At 69.7% G+C, this 14549-nt stretch carries 13 protein-coding genes; 8 read left to right on the forward strand and 5 right to left on the reverse strand.

Annotated elements, in window-relative coordinates:
* Positions 1–15: 15 nt before the first annotated feature.
* Positions 16–1125 carry a 4-hydroxyphenylpyruvate dioxygenase gene (hppD, locus tag ACFY3V_RS24010; RefSeq protein ID WP_362898873.1) on the reverse strand — a complete coding sequence of 370 codons (1110 nt, stop codon included), beginning with the start codon at positions 1123–1125 and terminating at the stop codon, positions 16–18.
* A 102-nt stretch (positions 1126–1227) separates the two neighbouring features.
* Here hppD and ACFY3V_RS24015 point away from each other — a divergent pair, with 102 nt between their 5' ends.
* Complete coding sequence (locus ACFY3V_RS24015) at positions 1228–1707, forward strand: Lrp/AsnC family transcriptional regulator (protein ID WP_350950016.1); 480 nt, start codon at positions 1228–1230, stop codon at positions 1705–1707.
* 102 nt (positions 1708–1809) lie between these two features.
* Complete coding sequence (locus ACFY3V_RS24020; RefSeq protein ID WP_362898875.1) at positions 1810–3990, forward strand: transglycosylase domain-containing protein; 2181 nt, start codon at positions 1810–1812, stop codon at positions 3988–3990.
* A 578-nt stretch (positions 3991–4568) separates the two neighbouring features.
* On the opposite strand, the gene ACFY3V_RS24025 is transcribed toward ACFY3V_RS24020, so the two are convergent.
* Entirely contained in the window at positions 4569–6620 is a 2052-nt protein-coding gene (locus ACFY3V_RS24025; protein ID WP_389776338.1) for a thioredoxin domain-containing protein, read from the reverse strand.
* A gap of 627 nt (positions 6621–7247) precedes the next feature.
* Here ACFY3V_RS24025 and ACFY3V_RS24030 point away from each other — a divergent pair.
* Genes ACFY3V_RS24030 through ACFY3V_RS24040 form a run of 3 tightly spaced genes read left to right on the forward strand, consistent with a single transcriptional unit; the run spans position 7248 to position 9934 of the window.
* Entirely contained in the window at positions 7248–7847 is a 600-nt protein-coding gene (locus ACFY3V_RS24030; RefSeq protein ID WP_389776341.1) for a DUF2243 domain-containing protein, read from the forward strand.
* The gene (locus ACFY3V_RS24035) at positions 7805–8722 is read left to right on the forward strand and encodes a cytochrome c oxidase assembly protein (RefSeq protein WP_389776344.1); all 918 of its coding nucleotides are present in this window, start codon (positions 7805–7807) and stop codon (positions 8720–8722) included. Before ACFY3V_RS24030 ends, ACFY3V_RS24035 begins: the two co-directional genes overlap by 43 nt.
* A 51-nt stretch (positions 8723–8773) precedes the next feature.
* Positions 8774–9934 (forward strand): hypothetical protein, encoded by a 1161-nt coding sequence (locus tag ACFY3V_RS24040; protein ID WP_362898885.1) that lies wholly within the window; start codon positions 8774–8776, stop codon positions 9932–9934.
* A 203-nt stretch (positions 9935–10137) separates the two neighbouring features.
* Here ACFY3V_RS24040 and ACFY3V_RS24045 read toward each other — a convergent pair whose 3' ends face one another.
* The 3 genes from ACFY3V_RS24045 to mca all read right to left on the reverse strand — a co-directional run bounded on the left by ACFY3V_RS24045 (position 10138) and on the right by mca (position 11733).
* Positions 10138–10455, reverse strand: a complete 318-nt coding sequence (locus ACFY3V_RS24045) for a GNAT family N-acetyltransferase (protein ID WP_362924282.1) — start codon at positions 10453–10455, stop codon at positions 10138–10140.
* 146 nt (positions 10456–10601) lie between these two features.
* Positions 10602–10802, reverse strand: a complete 201-nt coding sequence (locus tag ACFY3V_RS24050) for a hypothetical protein (RefSeq protein ID WP_350950386.1) — start codon at positions 10800–10802, stop codon at positions 10602–10604.
* Between the two features lie 34 nt (positions 10803–10836).
* Complete coding sequence (gene mca, locus ACFY3V_RS24055) at positions 10837–11733, reverse strand: mycothiol conjugate amidase Mca (RefSeq protein ID WP_362898887.1); 897 nt, start codon at positions 11731–11733, stop codon at positions 10837–10839.
* A 227-nt stretch (positions 11734–11960) separates the two neighbouring features.
* Between mca and ACFY3V_RS24060 the strand changes: the two genes are divergently transcribed.
* The 3 genes from ACFY3V_RS24060 to ACFY3V_RS24070 all read left to right on the forward strand — a co-directional run bounded on the left by ACFY3V_RS24060 (position 11961) and on the right by ACFY3V_RS24070 (position 14497).
* Entirely contained in the window at positions 11961–12389 is a 429-nt protein-coding gene (locus ACFY3V_RS24060; protein ID WP_362924286.1) for a DUF4307 domain-containing protein, read from the forward strand.
* Between the two features lie 112 nt (positions 12390–12501).
* A complete protein-coding gene (gene greA / locus ACFY3V_RS24065) occupies positions 12502–13002 on the forward strand; it encodes a transcription elongation factor GreA (protein WP_350950305.1) in 501 nt (166 codons plus the stop codon).
* Between the two features lie 199 nt (positions 13003–13201).
* A complete protein-coding gene (locus ACFY3V_RS24070; protein ID WP_389776352.1) occupies positions 13202–14497 on the forward strand; it encodes a C40 family peptidase in 1296 nt (431 codons plus the stop codon).
* Positions 14498–14549: the final 52 nt, after the last annotated feature.

A 14549-nucleotide genomic window follows, 5' to 3' on the forward strand; every position in this document is an offset into this window, starting at 1 on the left:
TGGGGAGGAAGCCGGTTACAGGTTGCCTCGCAGGTCCTGCTCGCGCTCGATCGCCTCGAAGAGCGCCTTGAAGTTGCCCTTGCCGAAGCCGAGTGAGCCGTGCCGCTCGATCAGCTCGAAGAACACCGTCGGACGGTCCTGCACCGGCTTGGTGAAGATCTGCAGCAGGTAGCCGTCCTCGTCCCTGTCGACCAGGATGCCGCGCTTCTTCAACTCCTCGATCGGCGCGCGGACCTCACCGATGCGGGCGCGCAGCTCCGGGTCGTCGTAGTAGGAGGCGGGGGTGTCCAGGAAGCTCACACCGGCCTCGCGCATGTGGTCGACCGTGCTCAGGATGTCGTTGGTGGCGAGCGCGATGTGCTGCACGCCGGGGCCGCCGTAGAACTCCAGGTACTCGTCGATCTGTGACTTCTTCTTGGAGATCGCCGGCTCGTTGAGCGGGAACTTCACCTTGCGGGTGCCGTCCGCGACCACCTTGGACATCAGTGCCGAGTACTCGGTGGCGATGTCGTCGCCGATGAACTCCGCCATGTTGGTGAAGCCCATGACCCGCCGGTAGAACTCCACCCACTCGTCCATCCTGCCGAGTTCCACGTTGCCGACGCAGTGGTCGACGGCCTGGAACAGGCGGCCGTTGCGCACGTCGGGGGCCGCCACCAGGGGCTTCGCCGCGACGTAGCCGGGCAGGTACGGGCCGCTGTAGTTGGACCTGTCGACCAGGGTGTGCCGGGTCTCGCCGTACGTCGCGATCGCGGCCGTCACCACCTTGCCCTGGTCGTCCTCCATGACGTGCGGCTCCACGAGCCCTCGCGCGCCCTGGGCGAGCGCGTGGGCATAGGCGGCCTCCACGTCGGGGACCTCGATGGCGAGGTCGATCACGCCGTCGCCGTGCTCGGCGACGTGGCGGGCGACCCCGGTGCCGGGCCGCACCGCTCCCCGGAACTCGAACCTGGCGGAGCCCGAGGTGAGGACGTACGCCACCTCGTCGCGGCTGCCGTTCTCCGGGCCTCGGTAGGCCACGAGCCGCATGCCGAACGCGGTGGAGTAGTAGTGGGCGGCCTGCTTGGCGTTGCCTACCGCGAAGACCACGCAGTCCATACCGTTCACAGGAAAGTTGTCGCTCATGCGAATACTGTCTGTTTTGTTGGGCTGTTTGTGCAACACTGTCTTCGAAGACCAGACAATATGCACACCTACTCGCCGTCCATCGCGGAGCATCTGTACATCATGACGATCGACCAGCTCGACGCCCGGCTCATCGCCCTGCTGGCGGCGGAGCCCCGGCTGGGGGTGCTGGAGTGCTCACGGCGGCTCGGTGTGGCGAGGGGGACCGTGCAGGCACGCCTCGACCGGCTCGCCGCCCGGGGGGTGGTCACCGGGTTCGGCCCCGACGTCGACCCCGCCGCGCTCGGCTACGACGTGATGGCGTTCGTCACCCTGCAGATCCGCCAGGTCAGCGGGTACGATCCGGTCGCCGATCAGCTCGCCGCCATTCCCGAGGTGCTGGAGGTGCACACGATCACCGGCGGTGACGACATGCACTGCCGGGTGGTGGCACGCAGCAATGCCGACCTGCAGCGGGTAATTGACCTGATCGTTGACGTCCGGGGCGTGGTCAGAACCTCGTCGGTGATCGCCTTGGACACCCCTGTGCCATACCGTGTTCTGCCTTTGGTGGCCGATGTCCCGCGCAAGGGGAAGGGCTAGCCGTACCATGCCAAGCAGGGGCCAGACACCGTTATCCATCGTTTACCCTTAACGGTCCGCAACCGTCGGGGGTCAGCGGCGGGTCCTATCGGGGGGTCACGCGTGTCAAAGGGCGGGACGAGCAGTCGCAGGAGGAAACTCCTGAGAATCACACTCATCGTCTTCGGTGTCGGGATCATCTCGGCGATCGGCCTGCTCGGGGTGGTGTGGGCGATCACTCCCATCCCCGACAGCACGCAGCCAAGGGCCACCGCGCAGGGGTCGGTGATCTACTACCGTGACGGCAAGACCGTGCTGGCCAGACAGGGCGTCAACCGCAAGAGCGTGACCCTCGACAAGGTGCCGCAGAGCCTGCGGAACGCGGTCATCGCCGCGGAGAACCGCTCCTTCTACGAAGACCAGGGCGTCTCCCTCTCCGGCACCTTCCGCGCCATGTGGTCCACGATCAGCGGCCGGCAGCTCCAGGGTGGCTCCACGATCACCCAGCAGATGGTCCGCAACTACTACAGCGGTCTCAGCCAGGAACGTTCCATAATCAGGAAACTCAAGGAGGTCATGATCTCCTTGAAGGTGGACCAGTCGAAGTCGAAGGACTGGGTGCTGGAGCAGTATCTCAACACGATCTACTTCGGCCGGGGCGCCGACGGGGTCCAGGCGGCGGCCGGCGCCTACTTCGGCAAGGACGTGAGCAAGCTGAGTGTCGCCGAGGGCGCCTACCTCGCCGCGGTGATCCAGCAGCCCTCCAGGTTCGCCGACCCGCGGGGCCCCGACCTGCACGCGGCGAGGGACCGCTGGAGGTCGGTGGTCGACGGGATGGTGGCCACCGGGGCCGTCACCTCGGAGGAGGCCGCCGCGCTGACCTTCCCCACCCTCCGCAAGCCCAAGGCGATCTTCGCGCCCAAGGGGCAGGAGGGCTACATGCTCGACCAGGTGACGGCCGAGCTGAAAAACAGGGGCTACACCGACGAGGTCATCAACCAGGGCGGACTGAAGATCGTCTCGACCTTCGACAAGAACCTGATGGCCGCCGCCGAGCGTGCCGTCACCTCGATCCTGCCGGACGACACCCCCAAGAAGGTCCGCACCGGGCTCGCCGCCGTCGACCCCGCCACCGGTGAGGTCGTGGCCTTCTACGGCGGACGCAGCTACGCCGCCAACAAGTTCGACAACTCCTTCTCGGCCAAGGTGCAGGCCGGATCGACGTTCAAGACGTACACGCTGGCCGCGGCCCTGGACAACGGCTTCGGCCTCGACACCAGGGTCGACGGCAACTCCCCGCTCAGGATCGCCTCCGCCGACATCCCCAACTCGGGCGGCTACTCCTACGGCGAGGTGAACCTCGTCAAGGCCACCCAGAGCTCGGTGAACACCGCGTTCGTCGACCTCGGCCAGAAGGTCGGCCTGAGCAAGGTCGTCAAGGTCGCGGAGAGCGTCGGAATCCCCCGCAAGCAGCTCGACCCGCACCGGGGCGCCGCCACGCTCCCACTCGGCGTGGCCTCGGTGAGCGCCGTGCAGAACGCCTCGGGCTACGCCGCCTTCGCCGCCGAGGGCGTCCACCGCGAAGCCCACGTGATCCGTTCGGTCACCGACGCCGAGGGCAACGTCGTCAAGAGCTCGACCAAGGGCAAGCGTGCCTTCGGCGAGCAGGCCGCCGTCGACGCCACCTACGCCCTCACCCAGGTCGTGGAGGGGGGCACCGGCTCCGCCGCCCGCCTCTACGACCGTCCCGTGGCGGGCAAGACGGGCACCACCGACGAGTCGGCGGCCGTGTGGTTCGCCGGGTTCACCCCGCAACTGGCCGTGGCGGTCGACATGTTCCGTGACGACAACAAGCCGGTGACGGTGAACGGCAGTGCCCTGTACGGCGGTTCCTACCCCGCGCAGATCTGGCGGGCCTTCATGACCGAGGCGATGGAGGGCAAGCCGGTCAAGGAGTTCAAGGAGCCGTCCAACTACGGCTACGCCCCGTACGACTACAGCTCGGGCGACCAGCACGGCGACGACCAGACCGGCGGTCAGGACACGACCACGCCCGGCCCCGACGAGGCGGCCACCCCCGGCCCCGAGCAGAGCGCCACCCCCGATCAGCAGACTCCAGGCCCCGACCAGACCTCGGCCCCCGAGGACACCGGCAGAGGAACGGACGGTCCCGGGCCAGGCAGGGGTGAGGACCTCGGCGGCGATGGCGGCGGAGGCAGCAGGGGAGACCGAGGAGACAGGGGCGGTGACTTCGGTGTCGACGACCTGGGCCGCAGGCTCGGCGACCCCGGCCTGGGCGAATGACCCGGTCCGGAAACCGAACCGGTCGGTGTCTTCCACCTGCTGGTGACGTCGACCATGCCACCCGCACCTGATGAAGGAACGGCCGGTCGAGTTCTCCTCGCTGACGCCGTGCCGGTCCTTACGGCATCGACCCCGCAGTGGTTTCTTACGGCATCGACCCTGAAGTGGTGCGTGAGACACGCGTCAGCTACGGCGATCGACCCTGAGCGGTCCCGTCGCCAGGGCTTCAGCACCGGAGAGCGCGCTGGGCGGCCGGAGAGTGAGCGACTACGGTCCGCACACGGTACGGCGGGGTGGAGGTGCGCGGAGGTGGGTGGGTGTTCCGGCCGGCGTATAAAAGCCCGCAACCGTCGCGCCCGAGCAGGCCGGAGGCCTGAAACGCCGGGGAGCAACTGAGACGGCCGGCCGGAGCACCCGCCCACCGGAGCGCGCACCTCGGATCAGCCGGAAAACAGCCGCAGCGCACACCCGACCCGCCCGCAACCCGAGCTGACCTCGGCCGGGACAACCGACCGCGATCCGGGCATCCGAATCCGGCCAGGCGACCGCTCCGCCCGGCCGTTGATCCCGGTCTGCCGTTACGCCTCGCCCGCCAGCTCGGCTCGAAGGGCCTCGGGGGTGGTGACGGGCATCCTGCAGGTGAAGCCGCGGCACACGTACGCCGCAGGCTCGCCGCCCACCAACCCCCGCCCGCCCAGCAGCGGAACCTCCCCGGAACCGGATCCGGAACCCGGATCGCCGAGCGCCAGCACCAGACCCGGTAGGGGAGACAGCAGGGCGGTCCTGTGCAGGGCGGTCGTCGCCGGATCGCCCGCCGGGCCCACGATCGCGACCTCGATCGGACCGGACAGCGCGGCCTGGGCCGCGGCCAGCCCCCACCCGGCGAACCTCGCGTGTTTGCCGGCCAGCACGGTGACCGTGCCCAAAGCCGCCTCGGCGGCCTCGCGGTGCCTGGCCGAGCCGGTCAGCGCGGCGTACGAGAGCAGCGCGCCCGCGGCGGCGAACTGACCGGACGGCGTGGCGTTGTCGGTCGCGTCCCGTGGGCGCTGGAAGAGCGGTTCGGCGTCGTCGGCGGTGTCGTAGAACCCGCCGGAGCCGTCGGAGAACCGCTCCAGGACGGTGTCGAGCAGTGCCTCGGCCCGGTGGAACCAGCGGACCTCGCCGGTCACCCCGTACAGGGTGAGCAGGCCCTCCGCGAGGTCGCCGTAGTCTTCCAGGACTCCGGCGTTGGCGCCGGCCCTGCCGTCGCGGGAGGTGCGCAGCAGCCGGTCGCCGTCCACGTGGAGCTCGTCGACCAGCACGGCCGCCTCGCGCGCCGCCTCGACGAGGTCCGGCCGCTCGAACAGGGCGCCGGTCTCCGCGAGGGCGGCGATGGCCAGGCCGTTCCAGGCGGCCACCACCTTGTCGTCCCGTCCCGGCCGCACCCGGCGGGACCTCGCGGCGAGCAGCGCGGAGCGTACCCGGGCGAACCGCTCGTCCTCGCCGGGGTCGGGGTCGGCGAGGAGCTGCAGTACCGAGGTGCCGTGCTCGAAGGTCCCGGTCACCTCGAACAGCTCGATCGCCCAGAGCCCGTCCTCCTCGCCGAGGACCTCACGGAGCTCCTCGCGGGTCCAGGCGTAGAACTTGCCCTCCACGCCCTCGCTGTCGGCGTCCAAGGCGGAGGCGAAACCCCCCTCGGGGGTGCGCATCTCGGCCAGCAGCCAGTCGGCCGTCTCCAGCGCCACTCGCCTGCCCAGCGCGGAGCCGGTGGAGCGCCACCAGTGCGCGTAGACCCGCAGGAGCAGGGCGTTGTCGTAGAGCATCTTCTCGAAGTGAGGAACCACCCACTCGGCGTCCACGCTGTAGCGGGCGAAGCCTCCGGCGAGCTGGTCGTAGATGCCACCCCGCGCCATGGCCTCCAGCGTCCGCCCGGCCATGGAGATCGCCGCTTCGGCGGTCGCCCGCCCTCCGTCTCCCCCGGCCGCCGTCGCACCCTCGGCCGCCACGCCCCCGGTGGCCGCGCCGTACCGCAGCAGGAACTCCAGCGCCATCGACGGCGGGAACTTGGGTGCCCCGCCGAAACCGCCGCGGACCGGATCGAAGGACTCGGCCAGGTTGTGCACGGCCCGGGTGAGCGTGTCCGGCGTGGGAAGCGGCCCGGACGGCAGCGCCGACCGCTCGTTCAGCGCCTCCACGATCTTCGAGCCCTGTTCCAGCACGGCCTCCCGCTCGCCGGTCCAGGCGTTCGACACGCCGGTCAGCAGCCGCTGGAACTGCTGCCTGGGAAAGTAGGTGCCGGTGTAGAAGGGGTGGCCCCCGGGGGTGGCGAAGACCGTCATCGGCCAGCCACCGTGACCGGTCATGGCCTGGGTGGCCGCCATGTACACCGCGTCGACATCCGGCCGCTCCTCGCGGTCGACCTTCACGTTGACGAAAAGCTCGTTCATCAGAGCGGCCGTGGCCCGGTCCTCGAAGGACTCGTGGGCCATCACGTGACACCAGTGGCAGGCCGAGTATCCGACGCTGATCAGCAGCGGCACGTTCCGCCGGGTGGCCTCGGCGAACGCCTCCTCACCCCATTCGAACCAGTCAACGGGATTGTCCGCGTGCTGCAACAGATACGGGCTCGTCGCGTCCTTCAAACGGTTCATGGGAGTCCTTTCTGGCGGGCGACCGGCACTGAAGCAGGAACCCTCACGGGTGACCGTGGGAATCGCCCTCGTTGACGAGCTGACGACGGGGAGGAGGCCGGGGCCCTTTCCCACGTGCGCGGTGCGTGAACGGTGGGTCCTCCTGTCAGTAGTTCCGGTCGCAGCTCTTTCCCGCGTGCGCGGTGCGTGATTCCTCTCGCGAGGTGCGCGGAGGTCGCGCGTCGTGGTTCTTCCCGCTCGCTGCCCCTCACACCAACCCCGGAGGGGGACGACGCCGCGAGCGCGGGCGGGACACCCGTCGCGCGGTCGCCATCGCCATGATCGATTTCCGTGCGGCCGTGGTCGAAATTTTAGGCCGTGAGCGACGCACCCGGGTGCGTCGCTCACATACGCCCGCCGGTGGTTCTGGTGAGGTTTGCCGGGGAACCCCGCCACATCCACGGGCGGAGCGGTCCCTCTTCACGGTGAAGCGGCGGGTCGGCGGGCGGCATGTGATCACGGACCATGTTGACCCGTACGTGGAACGGACAGAACTGACCGGGCGCGAGCCGGGAACGAGGGGGCCGTGATGACGAACGGACCGAACGAACCGAACGAACCGAACGAACCGAGGGCGAGGGGGCCGTGATGACGAACGGACCAAACAAGCCGAACGGACCGGACAGGCCGAACGGACCGGACAGGCCGGAAGGCAAGGCCGGTGCCGGGCGGATCGCTCTGCCGGGCGCGGTGCTTGGCGTCGGGCTGGGAGGGTTCGTCGACGGCATCCTGCTGCACCAGATCCTGCAGTGGCACCACATGCTGTCCAGCACGAACACCGACAACATCGGGGTGAGGTACTACCCGGTGGACACCGTTCCAGGGTTGCGGATGAACACGCTGTGGGACGGGCTGTTCCACGCGTTCACCTGGCTGGCGGTGCTGATCGGTCTCGGCCTGCTGTACTCGCGGGTCCTGCACTCCCGTGGCCGGGTGTGGAGATCGCGGAAGCTGTGGGGCTGGATCCTCGTGGGATGGGGGGTGTTCAACCTGGTGGAGGGCGTGATCGATCACCATCTGCTGGGCATCCACCACGCACGGACCGGGCCGTACCAGACCTGGTGGGATCTGGGATTCCTGCTCCTGGGCGCGCTGCTGGTGCTCGGCGGGTGGCTGTTGCAACGCGGTGGCGATCCGGTCGAACTGTGCGACGAGGGCGGGCGTACCCCCGCCGCGCCGACGTCGTGATCGCCCTGCCCCAGGGGACGCACGGGGTTCACGGGGTCCACGGGGGCGACCTGGTGGCGGCACTGCCGCCGACGGTCCCCGCCGTGGTGGCGGTGGGATACGTGTTTCTGGCGGTGCGGCGCGGCCGTGAGCCCAAGGGCTGGAGCCGATGGCGGACGGCGGGTTTCCTCGCGGGCGTCGCGCTGGTCGTCGCCGCCGTGACCGGCCCCGTCGCCGCGTTCGCCGGGACGGACTTTCGCGGGCACATGCTGCAGCACCTGATGATCGGCATGCTCGCGCCGCTGGGCCTGGTGCTCGCGGCCCCGGTGACGTTGCTGCTGCGTTCGCTGTCGCCGGTCCACGGGCGGCGTGTCGGCGCGGTGCTGCGCAGCCGGGCGGTGCACCTGCTGACCGACCCGTGGATCGCGCTGCTGCTCAGCGTCGGGGCCATGGTGGCGCTGTACTGCACGCCGCTGTATCGGATCACCTCCACCGGCGGGCTGCCGCACCACCTGACGCACCTGCATTTCCTGCTGTCCGGGTGCCTGTTCGCCTGGGTGATCGCCGGTCCCGATCCGGCGCCGCGGCGCCCTTCGGTCCCCCTGCGGCTGGTCGTGCTGGGGGTGGCGATCGCCGTACACACCGCGTTGTCGCAGCTGATGTACGCCGGACTCCTCGTCGACGTGCCGGTGCGGGCCGAACAGCTGCGCGGAGCCGCGGAGATCATGTACTACGGCGGCGACATCGCCGAACTGCTGCTGGCGTTCGCGCTGGTCAGCACCTGGCGCCCCGCGCGGGCGGCCGGCAGTGCCGGCCCCGGATCGAGCCCTGAATCGGGTCCCGGATCGAGCCCTGAGGCTTTCCCGGCGGGCCCGGCGTCCCGGTACGGGAGGTGACACCGGGCGGGAAGGTGTGTTCGCGGCGCTTCGGGCGTAGGCTCACTGGGCGTGGATCTCGACTTCGTCTGTGTGCACGCCGGAAGGGCGGCTTCCGAGCTGACCCGGCGTGATGTTGCCCGCGCGCTGCTCGCCGTGCCGTCAGGGGTGGCGCTGGTGGCGCTGCCCGATCTGAGGCGGGCGCTGCTGGCGACGGGAAACCCGCTGTCGGTGCCCTTCTGGGACTCCGCGAAGGCGACGCTCAGCGCGATCGAGTCCGGCGCCGCGACCGTGGGGGATGTGCAGCGCTGGATGGAGTCCACTGGCACCGAGCCGCTCCTGCTCACCCCGAGCTTCTTCGTCTGGCCCGAGGAGGACGAGCGGGGGCCGGTCGGCGAGGAGATGTTCCGCGGGCTCGTCGCCCACCTGGAGGAACGGGTCGCGGCGGGGGAGATCGACCCGGACGCGCTCGCCCGGGGCGACGAGGGGGCGAGGGAGGCCTACGCGGACCTTCAGGAGCGCTGGCTCACCAGCCCGCTGCCCGACGGCCGGGTCCCCGGGACGGCGGTCTCCGACGAGCAGGACGAGGAGCTGTTCGCCGCCTGGGACGAGGAGGAGGCGTTCGCCCTGAGCGAGTTGCGGCGCATCCTGGCCGAACTGCCCGCCCCCGAGCGGCCCGTCAGGGAGTTGCGGGCCGCGGCGAGCAGGCTGCGCGAGGTGCTGGGCAGGCCCGGCTATCCGGGCAACGTGCTGCGGGCCTGTGCCGGGTACGAGGGGGAGCCGCTGCCGGCCGACGACGAGGAGCTCTGGCTCACCGTCACGGCGGGCATCGCGGGGCCGATCTCCGACCTGTCGGAGGAGGACGACCGGCTGGAGATCTTCTCCGATCTGGACGGGGAGCTCAGCCACGAGGACTCGGTGCTGGCCGCCCTGTGCGCGATCCACCACGCCGACTGGCTGGCCGTGGTCGCCGCCCTGGCCAGGCGTGGCCCCGGGGTGCTGGCGTCCCCCGAGCGGATCGCGAGGCTCATCGCCGAGTCGGAGGACATCGACGTCGATCTGGACGAGCCGGAGGACCTGGAGGCGGCCGAGACGCTCTTCAGCTCGGTCACCCCGCTCTGGGCGTGCCTCGGGATCGTCGACAGGACCGAGGTGCTCACCTCGCTGGGCCGATGGGGTCTACCCAAGGCGCTGGAGCGCGCCTGGTCCTCGACGGACACCCTCGGCGACTGACGGGGACGCTCGCGTACGGCCCCCGTACGACCGGGAGGAAGCCAGGATTCCGACGCGTGCCCGTACGGCTCAGGGGAGCCCTCGTGAGCCCGCCGGGGCCAGGCCGCGGCGCCGTCCGGTGACCGGCGACCCTCGGGTGACCTTCCGCCCTCGATTCCCGGCCACCGACTCCCCGCTCTCGGTTTCCGGTGCGAACCGCGAGGTCAGGCTTCCTCGTCGAGGAGGTCGCGATAGCCCTCGGGCACCAGATCCCGGTATTCGGGGTGGCGTCGGATGTAGCGGGAGATGAACGGGCAGAGCGGCACGACCGACTGTCCCGACGAGCGGCTCGCGTCGAGGGCGGCGGAGGCGAGCCTGCTGCCCAGGCCCTTGCCCTCGTGCTCGGGGAGGATCTCGGTGTGGGTGAAAATGATCTTCCCGGCGCGCAGGCGGTACGCGGCGAATCCGGCGACCTCGCCCTTCAGCAGGATCTCGAAGCGGAGGGCCTCGGGGTTGTCGGAGACCTCGATGTCGTCGGCCATGCTCGTCCTCGCTCGTTCTCGGGGGTTATCGATTTGGCCCACTGCCGTGCGTGTCGCACGGCGGCCGGTCGGGGTCGTGGGGCCGGGGATGTGGGCGATCACCCCGGGCACGCCGGAGGTGCGCGGGGTCGTCCGAGCTGTCGGGGCTAGGGAGCGGTCGGCGTCGTGGTGGTGACGTCGGTCTTCTGCTCCCTCAGCTCGGCCTCGGAGGGGACCTCGATCCTGGAGATCTGCTTCCTCATCGACTTGACCAGCATGTAGAGGGCGAACCCCAGACCGGCGATGACGAGGAAGCCCAGGAGGCCCGGACTGACGTCACCCTTGGTGACGATGTCGAATGCAATCACATGTCAAGTTTGCCACCGCCACCCCATGGTCGCGTCAGTGGCAGGCGTGCGAGACCGTGTCCGCGGGGACCTCCGCGTGGACGCCCGTGAACAGGTCGTCCTCGGGAAGCCCGACGTCCACGAGCGATCGGGCCAGGTGGTAGTCCTCGGTCGGCCAGATCTCGCGCTGCAGGTCGCGCGGGCAGACGAACCAGAAGCCGTCCGGGTCGACCTGCGTGGCGTGCGCGAGCAGCGCCTCGTCGCGGAGTTCGAAGTAGTCGCCGCAGGGGATCCGGGTGGTCACCGGCCACTTCTGCGGGCGATCTTCCCAGCGGGAGATCCAGTCGGCGTACGGGGAGCCGATGCCGCGGGCGTTCATCGCTTCGTGCAGCGCCTCGAACCGGTCCTTGGTGAAGCCCATGTGGTAGTAGAGCTTCATGGGCTGCCAGGGCTCGCCGGTGCCCGGGTAGCGGTCGGGGTCGCCGGCCGCCTCGAACGCCTCGACCGAGACGCGGTTGGTCATGATGTGGTCGGGGTGCGGGTAGCCGCCGTCGTCGTCGTAGGTCAGGATCACGTGCGGCCTGAACTCGCGGACGGCCGCCACCAGCGGCGCCGAGGCGATCTCCAGCGGCTGCAGGGCGAAGCAGCCCTCGGGCAGCGGCTCGCTCTCGTCCTCGGGCAGGCCGGAGTCGACGAAGCCCATGAAGCGCTGCCGCACGCCGAGGATCTCGCGGGCGCGCTCCATCTCCAGGCGCCGGACCTCGCCGATGTTCTCAAGAATCTCCGGGCGGTCCATCTTCGGGTTCAGGATCGACCCGCGCTCGCCTCCGGTGAGCGTACAGACCAGCACGTCCACGCCCTCCGCCACGTAGCGCGCCATGGTGGCGGCGCCTTTGCTCGACTCGTCGTCGGGATGCGCGTGAACGGCCATCAGCCTGAGCGGTGCACTCACGGGCTCGGTGTCTCCTTATGTCGGTCGCGCGTCGGATCGTCGTCGGTCGCCTCGCGGACGGCCCGCCTGGCCGTGTCTTCCGCTCCGCTCGACGTGGTGCCCCCGCGCGCCCTCGGCTTACGTCACTCTAGGGAGAGGTTAGTTTCTCTTGGGCGGTCGCGAGGGCGAGGCCCTCGCAGGGGACAATTGTCTCGGATAACACCGAGGTAGTGCAGGGAGATTCCGTCATGGCCACCAGCGAAGCCGAGAAGGGCCGTCGGGACGGTCCCGTCCTCGGCACCCCGGGCGACTTTCCCGACCGCCCGGAGCGCAGGGGGCGTTTCGTGGTGCACGCCGTGATCGCGATCCTCTGCGTCGTGTGCGCCGGGGGGTGGGGCTACGTGATGTGGGCGGCGAAGGGGGACACGGAGGTGATCGACCAGGTCATCGCATTCGACACCAGTCGCGGCGATTCTGCGCAGATCACCTTCGAAGCGGTCAAACCATCCGATCGCGCGGCGCTCTGCCGCCTGCGGGCCACCGATGTCAGCCACGTCGAGGTCGGCAGCAAGGAGGTCAATATTCCGGCTGGTGAGGGGTATGTTCGGCTTACCGAACGGCTAGAGACCAGTGCTCAGGCTACTTCCGTTCACGTCCAGTACTGCTATCTCGTATAGTGAGACATTTGGGGAGGCGGTTGAGGGGTTAACTTGTTAGCCTTTCGAGATTCGACCGACAGCAACCCCCCAGGCACCAAGCACGAAGCCCCCGAGGAAGCAAGGAGAACCCGTGGCCGACTCCCACAACGAGAGCGTCACCTGGCTCACTCAGGAGGCGTATGACCGCCTGAAGGCTGAGTTTGAGCACCTCTCGGGGCCCGGGCGCGTTGACATCGCCAAGAAGATCGAGGCGGCACGCGAAGAGGGCGACCTGAAAGAGAACGGCGGCTACCACGCCGCCAAGGACGAGCAGGGCAAGATGGAGGCCCGGATCTTCCATCTCCGCCAGATCCTGGACAGTGCCAAGGTCGGCGAGGCGCCCCGCACCGAAGGCGTGGTCGGCCCCGGAATGACGGTCACCGTCCGCTTCGAGGGCGATGACGAGGAGGTCGCCTTCCTGCTGGCCTCGCGCGAGGAGAGCGGCGCCCCGATCGACGTCTACTCGCCCAAGTCGCCGCTCGGTTCGGCGATCAACGGCAAGAAGATCGGCGAGAAGGCGACCTACACGATGCCGAACGGCCGTTCCAACACGGTCGAGATCCTTGAGGCCGTGCCGTACATCGGCAACTGACCTCCGCGAACCCTGATCGATTCGCTGATCCGCCGGGACGGGCGTCCCGGCGGATTGCCGTGTGCCCAAAGATTTGACAGGCTTTCGCAAAACTTGTGGCTGCATTGCAGATTGGGTGCTTTTCGGTGGGTTTGCGTGCATCCTGGGACGGTCTACGGCACCCTCGTAGGGCTGGAGTTCGCGGGGAAGGGGATATGTCGTGTTCAAGCGGCGACCACGTGTCTCCGACCTGATCCGGGAGGCCCGGCAGGACCTCGCCTACACCCCTCGTCCCCGCTACAGCTACCGCACCGCCCGCCTGATGAGGCGGGCGGTTCCGATCCTGGCGGTCCTGCTCGTCGGCCTGCTGGCCACCGGTCTGATGGTCTTCACCCAGATGCCGGAGACCGAGCCCGAGAAGATCACGATGCGCAAGTCCGTCGCCACCCTGCCGACCCAGGTGGCCAAACCCGTCCAGGACGGGCAGAACGGTAGCTCGCCGGAACCGGTGGCGCCGCTCACCTCGATGCGGCAGCCGCACCTGTTCGTCGTCGCGAACAGGCCGCTCAGCGCGGCCGCGGTCGCCAAGGTCGCCCAGCTCTCCGGGGTGCGGGCGGTGGAGCGCGCCGACGCCGCCGAGGTGGTCCTGGACGGCAAGCGGGTGCAGACCCTCGGGGTGAACCCCTCGACGTTCCGTGCGTACACCCCCAAACCGACCGCGCGCTCCGACCGGCTCTGGCGGAACGTCTCGGCGGGGGAGGTCGCCGTCTCCTTCGTCCTGGGCAACGACGGCGGCATGCCGCTGGGCAAGACCTTCACCACCGCCGGGCGCGAGCTGCGCGTCGGCGCCTACGCCACGATGGGCATGGGCGCCATCGACGCCGTGGTCTCCCGGCCGACCGCCCGCGCCCTGGGCATCCCGGAGAACAACGCGCTCGTGGTGAGCGCGCCGAAGGCCGACTCCGCGAAGCTGCGCCTCACCCTCCTGCGCGCCCTGCCCAAGGGGTCACAGGTCGCGGTGATCAACCCGGTCTTGCGGGCTCCCGGCAAGACCACCGCTCCCGGCAGGAGCGTGACTCCCGACAACACCGCGACGACCTGGTCCGCGAGCTCCTTCATGACCGCCCCGCAGGTCACGACCGCCCTCACCGCCGCGATCGGCAAGCTCGGCCGCCCGTACGTGTGGGGGGCGGAGGGACCCGACAGCTTCGACTGCTCGGGCCTGGTCCAGTGGGCGTACAAGCAGGCGGGGATCAAGGTGCCCCGGGTGACGCACCAGCAGTTCGTCTCAGGACCCCAGATCCCGCTCGCCCAGGCGCAGCCCGGTGACCTGCTGTTCTGGCGGCACGACCCCACCAACCCCGGTTATGTCTCGCACGTGGCCATTTACTGGGGAGACGGCAAGATGCTGCACGCTCCCAGGACCGGCGACGTGGTCAAGCTCGTCCCCGTCACCACCCGCAACTTCGCCGGGGCCGTCCGGATCAGCCCGGGGGTCGCCGCCCGGGTCCGCTAGCCCGGTGCCGCCCGGGTCCGCCGACCAGGTGCCGCCGACCAGGTGCCGCCGG

Origin of the sequence: Streptosporangium sp. NPDC000095 (assembly GCF_042899335.1) — a bacterium.
Lineage (GTDB): Bacteria > Actinomycetota > Actinomycetes > Streptosporangiales > Streptosporangiaceae > Streptosporangium.